This window comes from Leptolyngbya sp. PL-A3 (assembly GCF_039962325.1).
Lineage (GTDB): Bacteria > Cyanobacteriota > Cyanobacteriia > Elainellales > Elainellaceae > Vacuolonema.
In genome coordinates, this window is the sequence record NZ_JAMPLB010000032.1 from 17863 (window position 1) to 31024 (window position 13162).

Below are 13162 nucleotides of genomic sequence, written 5' to 3' on the forward strand. Positions count from 1 at the left end.
GCCGCTCCTCAAACTTAAGCACTAGCGGCATCGTCGAATGGGGTCACCCTCTCTACGCGACGATGCTGTTAGCGTTGCCCTGTTACGACGTAGGCTACCCGTTTGCCGATGTTTGTGGCGTGGTCGGCCATACGCTCTAGATAGCGGATCGCCAGCACCATCAGGACAATCTGTTCAATCGAACCCTGCACACTGGGCTGGCGAGTTAGCATCGTGTAGACTTCCTCATAGTCGGTGTCAACGTCATCGTCTCGCACCTTCAAATCGAGACCAGATTTGGCATCCAGGTCGGAGAGTGAGGCGAGGCTAATCGCTAACATAGCTCGGCAGCGATCAGACATTAACTGAATGCGGCCCATACAGGGGTGAACGGGATACGGGAAAAGTTTGACTGCAACTTCACCCAGATCCTTGGCATAATCTCCAATGCGTTCGAGATCGCGCACCAGTTGCATAATGGCGCTGAGCAACCGCAAGTTGTGGAGCATCGGCGATTGCAGCGCAATCAAGTTAACGCAATCGAGTTCGATTTGGCGGTAGAACTGGTCAATCTGCTTGTCTTGAATGGCGATTTGCTTAGCGGCGTCCAGATCTCGCTCAAAGAGCGATCGCCGCGCTAGCAAGAAGGAGTGCTCCACCAACGCCCCCATCCGTAACACATCCCGTTGGACACTTCTAAGTTGGCGATTAAAACTAGTCTGTGTCTCCTCGTGAGTGTTCAACTGAGCTATCTCCACAATTTATTAAAAGGATTGTCTGAAATTTTTACGACAGAACTTTTGTTTTACTCAGTATAGCCGCTCGCTCTTGGAATACCTGGATTTATCTGGTACTTCGGTAAGGCTTACTCCTACGGTTATACAAGTCAATTCTCAAAGCTCACGTTTGGTGATATACACAGTTCAGGAGATCTTTGGGTGTTCTCTCGATAGACAGGATTTAGCCCTAAAAAACCGTTTCCAGGGGCATATTTCTCTGACCTTCTATCCTGATTCTAAAGTCTCTTAATTCCTTGTTTCTGTCATCCTGATTTGGTCTGAACCCATGAGCGTTTCTCCCCTTTCGCCAACTGAAACGATACCGCCATTACCCCTGGTCGATGCAGACTGGTCGGGTTTGCTGGGGCAATTGCTGGACGGGCGATCGCTCGACACCCAACAGGCCGCTACCCTGATGCAGGGATGGTTAGCGGAGGCCATTCCTCCAGTGCTGTCGGGGGCCATTCTGGCGGCCATCCAATCCAAAGGGGTATCTGCTAGCGAGCTAGTAGGCATGGCCCAGGTGTTACAGGGGCAGTCTGTTGGTGGGCAGTTCGATCTGGATGGCTTGCCTACGCCCCGCATCGATACCTGTGGTACCGGAGGGGATGGTGCCTCTACCTTTAATATTTCGACGTGCGTTGCATTTGTTGCAGCGGCAGCGGGGATTTGTGTCGTCAAGCACGGTAACCGGGCTGCGTCCAGCCGAGTCGGTTCTGCAGATGTGCTGGAGGGTCTGGGGATTAATCTGGCTGCGCATCCTGAACAGGTGCGGGGAGCACTGGAGTCTGTGGGCGTTACTTTCCTCTTTGCACCCGGGTGGCATCCGGCTATGAAAGCGGTCGTACCCCTCCGCAAAACCCTTAAAGTACGCACAGTCTTTAACTTACTGGGGCCGTTGGTTAACCCCTTACGCCCAACCGGACAGGTGATCGGGGTTTTCAGCCCTTCCATTGTGGAGACCGTAGCCGAAGCTTTGCAAATGCTGGGGATGCAGGAAGCCGTTGTGCTGCATGGCCTGGAAAAATTGGACGAAGCTGGCTTAGCAGATGCGACGGTGCTATCGGTTGTATCGGGTCATGCTCTGACGTCCCATCATATTCATCCAGAGGCTTTGGGCTTGACCCCGGCTCCCACCTCGGCGCTGAAGGGGGGTGAGGTAGATGACAACGTTGATATTCTCCGAAATGTTTTACAGGGACGGGGTACCCAGGCTCAGGAGGATGCCGTTGCGCTGAATGCAGCTTTGGCGTTGAAAGTGGGCGGGAAAGTGCCAGCCGGGGATCTGGAAACGGCGATCGCCCATGGTATCACCCTGGCCCGTGACATTCTAAAGAGCGGAGCAGCCTGGGACAAAGTAGAATCCCTGGCAACCTTTCTGAAAGCGTAATGCCCAGGGTGTTTTAAACAGCAAAGCCTGCATTCTTTACCGGAATGCAGGCTTTGCTGTTTCGGCTATCGCTCAATCTAGTGAGGGCCGTTATGTTTGAAACGCCACGCTCTCGGCGGTTTTTCAAACATGAACTCTTTGGTTTTGAGCGTATGACGCTGGATAGGATTATCGAGGATGAAATTCTACCTCTTGCTCTCGAATGGTGACATCAAAGGCCTGAAAGAAATCCTGCCCAAGTAGTCCGTAAGTTAGATTGGGTCCAGCGATCGCCACCAGTACATTTTGAGCTACGGCATCTCCAACCTGAATCGAGTTTACATACCCCAGAGGAAATGAAACATTGGAAGCACTGGCGGTACTCACCTGGGCCTGCCCGACAGCGCGAACCTGTAGATGTTGAGCCATCTCCCTTGTGATAACAGTACCGCTAGCTCCGGTATCCAAAATCATGGGAAAGGCAGTGCTACCGTTGAAGGTGACATTAATAATGGGAGTTCCCCCCGCTCGGCGTACGATCGGGACTCGGAATCCCGTTCCCTCAGCACTGGGGATAGGGGCTGAGTTACGGGCAGGAACCGGAGCCGAAGCGGCTGGCTGTGCTACGGGCGCAGGGGCTGAGCGACGGGGGTTTGGGGCAGAATTTCCAAGGGCTTCTGCCAGATTGGTTGGAGTGACAGGGGGATTGGGGCGAACCGACCGAGCCTGAGCGATCGCTAGATTGCGCTGGTACTCGCGAATCTTTTGCTGGGCTTTGCTATGGTCAGGATGGGAGGCAGGAACCGCTTGGAGCTGGTCAATGGCCTGCTGCCAACGGGTAGCAACGAGCCGCCAATCATCTCGTGATTGAGCGATCTGGGTGAGGGTTGCTGCACTGCCACCGCGATCTAACCCCCGCTGGTAGAGGTTCACCGTAGGTTTAGCTGCGGGTGTGGAAGCTGCTGGGCTGGGAGTCACAACAGGCACCGGGCTAGAGGTGGCTGCCGATTCGGGTGGAACCGATTGACAACCCGCGCTAACCCCAGCCAGTAAGCTGGCGATCGCCCACGAAACCTTGTGCCACTGCGCCATAATGAACCGTTTTTGAGGAATTTTGGTGAAAGGGGGGAATCTGTTGATGACCCATTGCGCAAAAGAATCAGACGGTGAGCTAGCGATCTCAGCTCCATCTGGCTTCACCCGTTCTGCTGGAGCTGATGAGCGTTCGCGTTGCGGATACAAGCTCAACGATGAATCAATACCGTTGGTATTACTACAATTCCCCAGGCCCATTACGATAATATCGCTGGTTAAGAGCATGGCTGGCTCAGTATACTGACTAAGCACGTAGGTTAAAGATTCATGGCGATCGCAACTCCCCCTCCCGCACTTCTGGTACTGGCCGATGGTACGGTTTTTCGAGGATATTCGTTTGGTGCCAGCGGCACTGTCATTGGTGAAGTCGTGTTTAATACCGGCATGACGGGTTACCAGGAAGTGTTAACAGACCCCAGCTATTGTGGGCAAATTGTGACATTCACCTATCCGGAGTTGGGTAACACCGGAGTCAATCCTGAAGATGAGGAATCGGCGCGGCCCTATGTTCGGGGGGCGATCGCGCGCAACATCTGCGCGCGCCCAAGTAACTGGCGGTCTACCCAGTCCTTGCCAGATTACCTGGCGCAGCACAACATCCCAGGCATTTATGGTATTGATACCCGCGCCTTGACTCGCAAGATTCGCTCTACCGGAGCGATGAATGGGGCTATCTCTACTGAGATTCTTGATCCCGGAGAATTGTTGTTGAAGGTGCAGGCAGCCCCCAGTATGGCCGGTCTAAATCTGGTCAAGGATGTGACGACTAAGACGATTTATGAATGGGATGAACCCACAGATCAGGTGTGGGAATTTGCCGAGTCCGACGCTCCTGCTCCGTCTGGCGAACGCTTGACGGTGGTGGCTCTCGACTTTGGGATCAAGCGGAATATTCTGCGACGGTTAGCCCGTTATGGGTGTCGCGTCATTGTCGTGCCAGCAGACACGCCTCCCGAAACTATTTTGGGATACAACCCGGATGGCATTTTCCTGTCAAATGGCCCTGGGGATCCTGCGGCTGTAACCGAGGGGATCAATACAGCGAAAGCCCTTCTGGGTGCTGAAAAACCTGTCTTCGGTATTTGTATGGGGCACCAAATCCTGGGACTATCCCTGGGGGCTGAAACCTTCAAGCTTAAGTTTGGCCATCGTGGGTTAAATCAGCCGGCAGGGCTTCAACAACGGGTGGAGATTACCAGCCAGAATCACGGGTTTGCGATCGCTGCTGACTCTCTTCCCGATGCTGATGTCGAGGTTACTCACCTGAATTTGAACGATCGCACAGTAGCCGGCATTCGTCACCGAACTCTGCCACTCTTCTCGGTGCAATATCACCCAGAAGCAAGCCCCGGCCCTCACGATGCCGACTATTTGTTTGAGCAGTTTGTGAATTCGATGCGAGAGCATCGTAACCAAACGGTGAACGCCTAACACTGAAAAAGGGGTTGCATTGCAACCCCTTTTTCTTGAGTATCCTGACTTTGAGTTGGGTAGGAAGTTTAGATTAAACCTTCTCCACACATTAAACTTTTGGTGTGAACTACTGCGGGGATTCGCTGCACAACAATTCATGCCCCTAACAACAGAGTCGTGGAGGTCTATTGCAAATTCGCGTTAGTTTGAGCGATCGCCAATTCATCACCAACCCTGATAGCTGGTTACCTATGTTCTCTATCTCCTCAATCATGTAGAAACACTATAGAAAATGAAATGTTTCATTTTCTATAGTGTTTCTACAAACCTTTCCGTTAGAAGTTTCTACAAAGTTGTGGGCCATTCACTTTACTTAATAAAAAGAGAGAGAGGAATCAACGCTTCCCCTCTCTCTTTTTTTATCCTGATATCTGGTTGCGATCGCTGTAACTACAGATCAGCTCGGCAGGTGTCGAGAATGTGTTGATCCAGATCGCTGAGGTTTGCAATTTGATGGAATCCTTCCAGAGTCATCGGTGCAGCTTCGTCGCTTGTAGAGGCTACCGAACCTTCGGCACGCATGGCAACGGCATAGGGATGTACGGTTTGATCGTAGGAATCCACAATATTCAGACTCAATTGACGGGTTCCAACTTCTCCGGTGAAGCAATCAAAAGAAGAGTTGGGGAGGTAAAAAGCACCAACTACCTGATCTTGATTCACTTCAAACACAATGTACTCAGAGCCGTTCTGGAAGGCTTCAGGAGATTGGCCAAACAGATAAACGCCGTCAGCCATACGCTGGCTCACCGTCAGACCGGGATTAGCCGTTGCCACCTCAGTTGATCCCAGATCAGGTGTCACCGTACGAGCATGACTCTGGCCGACAGCCACCAGGGTCAGGCCTACAGTTAGTACCAAGGCTGTTAAAGGTTTTTCTACGCGATTTAGGAGAGTTTGCCAGTTAAGAGTAGGGCGTTTGGATAACGTTAGCACCGCAGACCTCCTTAATATAAATCTAATGTTTACAGTAGTTTGAGCCTGATATAAGATTCATCGCTCTTGAGAAGGGCTGATGAGTGGCTCAAAAGATAGGCAATGCAATATATCTCAAGCCATCTTTGTAGAGGCTTCAGGGATTGCAACAACCTTATCTAGTGGTTTTGACTACAGCGATTGCTTGCTCAATTCCAGAAATTTGTGAAAAATGTTTCAAAAGTTTCTGAATTAACTGAAATTAGGCAATCACCGAGCAATTTCAACAAAGGAAACATCCAAAGGTCTTCGGTTTAAGACCTATTTCGATATGAAAGCGATTGTCAAGGGAACCAGCTAAAGAGCCGTTTCTGCTTACGTTGCTTGGAGGGACCAGCAGGGATCACTTCAAGCGATTAACGCTGAAACATTGGCCTTATTTTTGCAGCTTTCTCCTTCACAGAATGCTTTCTAAAGGTAGAGATCCATTGCATCTTAAATATCAATTAAGAATCAATGAATTATGGCTCACTCGGATACAAAACTTTGTAACCTGTTGAGCTCGCCAGCCGCTCTCTACCGTTATTAATTCATGAAATGAGGCCCTTCTGGTATCTTCTGAGACACTTCGCAAACTGTCCGTTCAAAGTGTCGTGGAGAGTAAGTAATTCTAACTACTCCTACTGGTTGATGGATGCATTTGAGTTTTCCTTAACCTTGAAGCGATAGTTTGTATGCATTTCCTTTATTAGTAAGGTAATGCGATCGCTCATCTTCGCAAAACACCCAATTGGGCGAGCTCAGCGCTCACCCGATGGGATGTTATAACATTCACAAAACCCTTGATGATTATGCTGCCGCAGTATGGTCATCGAAAAATGGGCTTACGTCTTGCAGCAAACCCAAAACAGTCATTTTGTCGCCACAAAGCGGCTGTGGAATGAGAGTTCTGGGTTTGATTTGAGAAGGTGCAAAAAAATCGGGTACAGCTTAGCTGTACCCGAAGGTTCACTCAAGAGATAATCAAGGTCTAGCTAGCCAGGTAACCGCGAACGTTGGCTTTACGCCGCCGCAGGTGGTCGAGGGCTTGGCGCTCAAGTTGACGCACGCGCTCGCGGCTGATATTCATCCGCTGACCGACTTTAGCCAGAGAGAGCTCGTGACCATCTTCCAGTCCAAAGCGCAACACCAACACCTCGCGCTGCTGGGGGGTGAGTTCCGCCAGTAGGTTTTGAATATCCTGCCGGAGGGACTCTTGCACTGTGTAGGTTTCTGGAGAGGCATCCTCGTCTTCGAGGAGGTCTTGTAACTCCGTATCCTGATTGTCGCCAACTTTCAGATCGAGCGAGACAGGTTGCCGAGCCATCAGCAGAAACTCACGAATTTCTGCCGGAGTTAACTCCAGAGCTTTAGCAATGTCGGCAGGAGAGGGACTGTGACCAAGTTGCTGGGCCAGTTCCCGCTGCACACGCTTGATCTTGTTGAGCTTCTCGGTAATGTGGATTGGCAAGCGGATGGTGCGAGCCTGCTGGGCGATCGCCCGAGTAATGGCCTGACGAATCCACCAGTACGCATAGGTCGAGAATTTGTAACCCCGAGTCGGGTCAAACTTTTCAACCCCCCGCTCTAACCCGAGAGTCCCTTCTTGAATCAGATCCAGAAACTCTAGATTGCGCTTCTGGTATTTCTTCGCGATCGCGACTACCAACCGCAGGTTGGCTTCGATCATTTTCTTCTTCGCCCGCTGCCCTAAGCGAATGGTGCGTTCTAGTTCGGCTTCAGAGGTGCCCACAGCTTCGGCCCATTCCGCCTGTGTAGGTTGCTGATCCAACTTCTTGGCCAGCTTTTCTTGAATCTCGACAGCCTTCATCATCTGCTGAACCTGCTTACCCAACACGATTTCTTGTTCGTGGGTGAGCAGAGGGACGCGACCAATCTCATGCAGATAGGTCCGCACCATATCTGCTGTGAAGAGGGGCTTGGTTTCTGTCGGGGATGTATTTGCAATTGTCATGGTCGCCACTTAACTCCATCACAACGGAACACGAAAGGAAAAAGGAAATAAGGCTGGAATCCTAAACCTGATCCCAGAGAAGACAAGGAAGCCACCCATGCAGTGGGCGGAAAAAACTAGGGGAGATAACCGTTCAACTGGGAAGCGAAATTCAGGTGAACAAAACAACTAACAGCAGGCAAAGGGGAGAGCGGGCAAGCAAACAATCAAATTCCTTCAAGCTTCGGCTTTGGTTAGGGCTTTATCTCCTATCGCGACCCCTAACCGTAACCCTTGCATCTCGACCTTTGAAAACTGAGTAATAAATAGATGCGATATTGGCCTAGCTTTGAGAGCCTGTCTACACTCGGAACAGACAAATGCGAAGTGGTTATGACTTTGGTCTATTACAATGGTAATACAACATTAAACTCCAGTAAAGGGGGGCGGAATCATCCGGACGGGTGAACTACGAAGGGGAATAAATGCGCGCGGGTAAGGATTACAGTCTTACCATTAGTACGATTACTACAACCCACCGGATGTTCTAGCTCTAAAGACACAGGTGCAAGCTAGCTTTGACGCTGCCTTATAATCATCGACGTTTTAAAAGGAATAAAGGTTCGGCAACCGCATCGTGATAACCGAACTGAATGATGGGCTCGCTTTCATCACGACTTCATCGTGTTATGTCATGAGGCAGGGGTGTAGCTTTCTAGACGAAGAGAGGGGATGATTTGCACCCCCTGTCTCCGTCCAATGTGAAGATCAAAACGAGGGGAACCGAACCTGAAGGGGCGGTTGTTTAGCTAGGCTCTGTCATCGAGTGGCGAGTATGCTCGTTATAGAGAGGAATGTGGAGTACAGGGTATACTGCCTTCAATAATTAATCGCGTATTAATTTAAGGTTTGTACTCCACCACTATCCATTCGGAGCCGTGGCCGAGGAAAGGTAGGACGTGAAGCAATGGTATTTGCCCACATTAAGTGAGGTCGTCAGCCAGGATGAACCTCTGTTTCAGCCGCAGCGGTCGGCAGCACAGCATCGTGTCCGCGCCGAGCGAGAGTGGGCCGGGGCGATCGCCGCGCTGAATTTGCTACTGCATCGTGATTTAGAACTTGGGAAACTATCGGAATCGGGCATTATCCTGTCAGGCCCGGTTCCTGTATTGGGCCAACAGGAGTTGCAGCGGGCGATCGCTACCTGGACGTTTACTGCCAGCCCGCTGTGGAGTAACACCTGGATGCCGTTTCGGTTACTGCCCTCTGCAGACCGAGAAAAGCTAGATTCTACAAAGACGGCCACTGTACCGTTAATCCCCAGTGATCCTTTAAGTAACGAACAGTTTTGTCTGGTGATAACCCCTGCCTTGAGCTTGGTGATGGTGCTGGGCGAAACGACAGATAAAGTTCCGGCATTTCTATGTTCCTTTGACCCAGAGGTGATTACCCGTTCCTGGCAAGCGCTACGCATCCGTCTGTTATTAACAGGCTCTTCTTCCTTGAAGAAGATGGAACGCTTGATGGAATCTGCCAATCTGGCCCAACCCGACTATCGTAGGGTTGCAGAGTTTAATCGACTCATGCTGGCGCTTCTGCCAGAACCTATGGAACTGGAAGAGGGTTCGGCCCGCATTTCCGATCGCTTCCGGTTGTCTGAAGCTTCGACTGACTCTAGCCTGAAGGAGGACCCTGGTGTTAATGGCTCTTCCAATGGCCATGGTGCCAAGAACGGGAAGAGTATAAAACCAGAGACTGCTCAACCTTCTCTGGAGGAAGCGTTAACCCAGTCTGAGAGTTTTGATACAGAGTTGTTGCAGGCGATCGCCCATGAGGTTCGCACGCCCCTCACCACGATTCGTACCCTGACACGCTTGCTGCTGAAGCGTAAAGACCTCAGCCCAGATGTATTAAAACGGCTGTCAGTCATTGACCAGGAATGTACCGAGCAGATTGATCGGTTTAATCTCATTTTCCGGGCCGTGGAGTTGCAACAGACTCGCAGCGATCGCCCCCTGACTCCTTTGGCTCCCATTTCATTGACCCAGCTCTTTCAGCAGCATGTTCCCCGCTGGCAGCAGTTGGCGAGTCAGCGCAACCTGTCATTGGACGTGGTGTTACCTCAGAAGTTACCGATGGTTGTTACTGATCCCACCATGTTGGATCAGGTGTTGACGGGACTGCTCGATCGCATTACGCAAACGTTGCCGCCTTCTAGCCATATTCAGGTTGATGTGACATTAGCTGGGCACCAGCTCAAACTCCAGTTTCAATCCCACGTGCAGGAGGAAGCTGCAACCAGCAGTCATCGTTTTGGGGCAAATCAACCGATGACGCCTCTGAAATCTTTGGGGCAACTGCTGATGTTCCAGCCTGAGACAGGTAGCTTAAGCCTGAACCTGGCGGTGACCAAAAATCTATTCCAGGCCTTAGGTGGTAAGCTCATTGTGCGGCAACGTCCTCATCAAGGAGAGGTATTAACGATTTTCTTGCCCCTTGAAACGCGGCCTGTGGATGAGGGGGAAAAATAGATTTGCGGCAGGTGAGCAGAGCTTCAATTGAATATCCATAAAAAGAAGGAAGCAGTGCAAAGAGCTGCTTCCTTCTTTTTATGGATATTCAATTGAGTTGAAGTGAGCCTTAATGTTGGTTATGAGCCTGAGTTTGCGATGGAGATGGGGGGAGAGAGGAGAGTGGAGCGATCGCCCAAACGCTCCTCGATGACCAGCTCATCCGGGAAAACAAAGCCTGTGTATTCGTAATACTGTTCATTGAGTTCCGCGCGTAGAGCCATTTGATCCATGTAACCGACGAAATGACCCATTAAAAAGTAAACACCGACCAGAGCAGCAGCGGCAACAGACACGAGGAACCCTGCCAGCATTAGAGAAAATTCACGATGATCCATGGCCTGCTGCATCAGATGCAGCGCCCAAGCCACGAGAACAACGACCACCAGCAGGATAAAAATCATTCTAAAGATCAGTTACTTATCTTAATATTTAGTATTGTAACAGTTCCTTAGAAGAGTGTCCTCTACTGTATTGGTAATTTTTTAGTGAGGCGGAGCTGAACCCACGAAACTTGTATAACCTTCGCTTGCTGGATAGGACAAGTTGATTTTTGAAAAGCCGCATTCTGTGGGGCTTTTCAAAAATCAATTTCTTTTAACAGCTAGTTTTTCATATGCTTTGTGTACGAAAAACCAACCTTGCCAGCGATCTCTACACCGTACTCTAGTTCCGCATGGGGATCTGATGATCCACCAGGTAGGACTTGATCTCAGCGACCGTCAGTTGGCCGTAGTGCAGCAGTGACGCGAGTAGGGCGGCCTCTGCTTTGCCGTCCGTGAGGGCCTCATAAATGTGCTGGCACGTGCCGGCTCCCCCAGAGGCAATGACGGGAATTTGGACTTGGTCGGCGATCGCCCGTGTCAGTTCCAGGTCATACCCGGCTTGCGTACCATCCGCATCCATGCTGGTCACTAATAGTTCTCCTGCACCTCGCTGCTCGACCTCCTTGGCCCATTTCAGAGCATCAATGCCAGTGTTCTCGCGGCCACCCCGGACGTACACATCCCAGCCCGGGTTCTCGGGGTCTTCGCGGCGACGGGCATCGATAGCGACGACAATGCACTGGTTGCCGAAGCGATCGCTGGCCTGATTAATGAAATCGGGATCACGCACAGCTGAAGAGTTAATGCTGACCTTGTCGGCCCCGGCGCGTAGCAACTTTTTGATGGTATCTAAGGAGCTGATGCCGCCGCCTACCGTGAGGGGAATGAAGACCTGTTCGGCGGTGCGGTAAACCACGTCGTAGATGATGTCACGATCTTCGTGGGTGGCTGTAATGTCGAGGAAGACAAGCTCGTCGGCTCCGGCTTCGTTATAAACCTGTGCCAGCTCCACGGGATCTCCAGCGTCCCGTAGATTGACGAAATTCACCCCTTTCACAACACGCCCTGCTTTCACATCCAGACAGGGAAGAATTCGTTTAGCTAACATGGTCTGCTTTGCCGTGGTTACCGTCTTTGACAACTTACATACTACAACTCTGTCATCTGTCAGGAGTTAGTCATTCTTGAAAGCCCCTTGAAAAACCCATGGATGAAAGCCGATACGCTGATACACTGACTAATGTTTGTTCGTTGGTTGTAACGGAGATGCAAGTCGGTCAACAAGTGCGGGTAAGGCGGTTACGGGATCGGGCCAGCCAGGCAGTCATCAATCATTTGGGGCAGACGGGTGTAATCGAAGGCTTCAAAATGACAGATGGCAGTGGCATTGGCATCATTGTAAAGTTTGAGGATAACTTCTCAAGCTGGTTCTTTGAGGATGAGTTGGAGTTTATGAGCTAGGCTCATAAATTTGGCGCGATCGCCCTGTTTCCTTCTGCACCCTCATCCCAGGTTGAGCATCTAGCAGCATCCATTATCAGGACAACATGGCATGAGTTTGATTCTGACGTTTTTGGGAAAAGGCGGTACAGGACGGACGACGGTGGCGATCGCCGCTGCTCATAAATTGGCAGCCCAGGGTAAACGGGTTCTGCTAGCGACTCAAGATCCGTCTCCTGCCTTTGGCGTGTTGCTGGGTACTGCGGTTGGTGCAGAGCCGGTGAATATTGCGCCGAATCTAAAGGCGTTGCAATTGCAATCCACCGCCTTGCTGGAGCGTTCCTGGGATGAGTTAAAGCAGCAGGAAGCCCGGTATGTGCGCAGCCCCTTTCTAAAGGGGGTTTACGCTCAGGAGTTGGGCATTTTGCCGGGGATGGATTCGGCCTTGGCGTTAAACGCTCTGCGCGAGTTTGATGCCAGCGGTAATTACGACGTTGTGGTCTACGACGGAGCGGGGGACCAGAACACACTCCGGATGTTAGGGACACCGGAAATTGCCACCTGGTACGTGCGGAGGTTTCGCACTGTACTGACAGAATCAGACTTCTATAAAACGTTGTCGCCGTTCATTCAACCCGTTTCCAGTGCGGTGCTGAATGTAAACTGGTCAGGAGATTTGTTCTCCAACGCCGAAGCGACACAAGTGGGCAATATTTTGGAGCAGGGGAAGGCCGCCGTTACTGACCCTAAGCGCATGCTGGCTTATCTGGTAACCACAGAGGATGAAGCGGCGATCGCAACAGCCAAGTATCTCTGGGGGGCGGCCCAGCAAATCGGGCTAACGGTTGGGGGCGTAGTGCTTAACCAATCCAACAATGCAGGTGTGATCTCATCAGCCTTTGAACCGCTCTCTGTCAGTGCGCTTCCCAACTACCCTGGCCAGGACTGGCAGCCTCTGGCAAATGCTCTACCCGATTTAACAGATGGAACAGGGGTACCGAAAGCGATCGCCGTTAACGTATCTGAACGCAAAGTTGCTCTGTTTCTCCCAGGCTTCGACAAATCTCAGGTCAAACTTACCCAATATGGCCCGGAGGTAACGGTAGAAGCGGGAGATCAGCGCCACAACCTGGCTCTGCCTCCGGAACTGAAAGGTAAACAAGTAACAGGGGCCAAGTTTCAGGACGGCTATCTGATCATCTCGTTTTAGGGCCTGCTTTAAG

Annotated in this window: 11 protein-coding genes; 5 read left to right on the forward strand and 6 right to left on the reverse strand. The window is 51.2% G+C overall.

Annotated elements, in window-relative coordinates; all coding sequences use genetic code 11:
• Positions 1–68: 68 nt before the first annotated feature.
• Positions 69–731: a phosphate signaling complex protein PhoU gene (gene phoU, locus NDI52_RS21440; RefSeq protein WP_190771180.1), complete on the reverse strand. Its 663-nt coding sequence runs from the start codon at positions 729–731 to the stop codon at positions 69–71.
• A 313-nt stretch (positions 732–1044) separates the two neighbouring features.
• Here phoU and trpD point away from each other — a divergent pair, with 313 nt between their 5' ends.
• Positions 1045–2148: an anthranilate phosphoribosyltransferase gene (trpD, locus tag NDI52_RS21445; RefSeq protein ID WP_190771152.1), complete on the forward strand. Its 1104-nt coding sequence runs from the start codon at positions 1045–1047 to the stop codon at positions 2146–2148.
• 168 nt (positions 2149–2316) lie between these two features.
• Here trpD and NDI52_RS21450 read toward each other — a convergent pair whose 3' ends face one another.
• Complete coding sequence (locus NDI52_RS21450; protein ID WP_190771153.1) at positions 2317–3447, reverse strand: retropepsin-like aspartic protease; 1131 nt, start codon at positions 3445–3447, stop codon at positions 2317–2319.
• Positions 3448–3489: 42 nt separating this feature from the next.
• Here NDI52_RS21450 and carA point away from each other — a divergent pair, with 42 nt between their 5' ends.
• Entirely contained in the window at positions 3490–4653 is a 1164-nt protein-coding gene (carA, locus tag NDI52_RS21455) for a glutamine-hydrolyzing carbamoyl-phosphate synthase small subunit (RefSeq protein ID WP_190771154.1), read from the forward strand.
• 432 nt (positions 4654–5085) lie between these two features.
• Here carA and NDI52_RS21460 read toward each other — a convergent pair whose 3' ends face one another.
• Positions 5086–5631: a hypothetical protein gene (locus NDI52_RS21460; protein ID WP_190771155.1), complete on the reverse strand. Its 546-nt coding sequence runs from the start codon at positions 5629–5631 to the stop codon at positions 5086–5088.
• A 1009-nt stretch (positions 5632–6640) separates the two neighbouring features.
• On the reverse strand, positions 6641–7624 hold the full coding sequence (locus NDI52_RS21465; protein WP_190771156.1) for an RNA polymerase sigma factor, RpoD/SigA family: 984 nt from the start codon (positions 7622–7624) through the stop codon (positions 6641–6643).
• A gap of 938 nt (positions 7625–8562) precedes the next feature.
• Between NDI52_RS21465 and NDI52_RS21470 the strand changes: the two genes are divergently transcribed.
• The gene (locus tag NDI52_RS21470; protein WP_347280019.1) at positions 8563–10134 is read left to right on the forward strand and encodes a HAMP domain-containing sensor histidine kinase; all 1572 of its coding nucleotides are present in this window, start codon (positions 8563–8565) and stop codon (positions 10132–10134) included.
• 119 nt (positions 10135–10253) lie between these two features.
• Here NDI52_RS21470 and NDI52_RS21475 read toward each other — a convergent pair whose 3' ends face one another.
• On the reverse strand, positions 10254–10577 hold the full coding sequence (locus NDI52_RS21475) for a hypothetical protein (protein WP_199307719.1): 324 nt from the start codon (positions 10575–10577) through the stop codon (positions 10254–10256).
• A 262-nt stretch (positions 10578–10839) separates the two neighbouring features.
• A complete protein-coding gene (gene hisF / locus NDI52_RS21480; protein ID WP_190771157.1) occupies positions 10840–11607 on the reverse strand; it encodes an imidazole glycerol phosphate synthase subunit HisF in 768 nt (255 codons plus the stop codon).
• Positions 11608–11765: 158 nt separating this feature from the next.
• On the opposite strand from hisF, the gene NDI52_RS21485 reads away from it, so the two are divergent.
• Complete coding sequence (locus NDI52_RS21485; RefSeq protein ID WP_190771182.1) at positions 11766–11960, forward strand: DUF2862 domain-containing protein; 195 nt, start codon at positions 11766–11768, stop codon at positions 11958–11960.
• A gap of 91 nt (positions 11961–12051) precedes the next feature.
• Positions 12052–13149, forward strand: coding sequence for an ArsA family ATPase (locus NDI52_RS21490; RefSeq protein WP_190771158.1), 1098 nt, complete (start codon positions 12052–12054; stop codon positions 13147–13149).
• Positions 13150–13162 lie beyond the last annotated feature (13 nt).

Coding starts and splice junctions, on each gene's coding strand:
- trpD (WP_190771152.1), top strand. CDS start 1,045: ATGAGCGTTTCTCCCCTTTCGCCAACTGAAACGATACCGCCATTACCC.
- NDI52_RS21475 (WP_199307719.1), bottom strand. CDS start 10,577: ATGATTTTTATCCTGCTGGTGGTCGTTGTTCTCGTGGCTTGGGCGCTG.
- NDI52_RS21465 (WP_190771156.1), bottom strand. CDS start 7,624: ATGACAATTGCAAATACATCCCCGACAGAAACCAAGCCCCTCTTCACA.
- carA (WP_190771154.1), top strand. CDS start 3,490: ATGGCGATCGCAACTCCCCCTCCCGCACTTCTGGTACTGGCCGATGGT.
- NDI52_RS21485 (WP_190771182.1), top strand. CDS start 11,766: ATGCAAGTCGGTCAACAAGTGCGGGTAAGGCGGTTACGGGATCGGGCC.
- NDI52_RS21490 (WP_190771158.1), top strand. CDS start 12,052: ATGAGTTTGATTCTGACGTTTTTGGGAAAAGGCGGTACAGGACGGACG.
- NDI52_RS21450 (WP_190771153.1), bottom strand. CDS start 3,447: ATGCTCTTAACCAGCGATATTATCGTAATGGGCCTGGGGAATTGTAGT.
- hisF (WP_190771157.1), bottom strand. CDS start 11,607: ATGTTAGCTAAACGAATTCTTCCCTGTCTGGATGTGAAAGCAGGGCGT.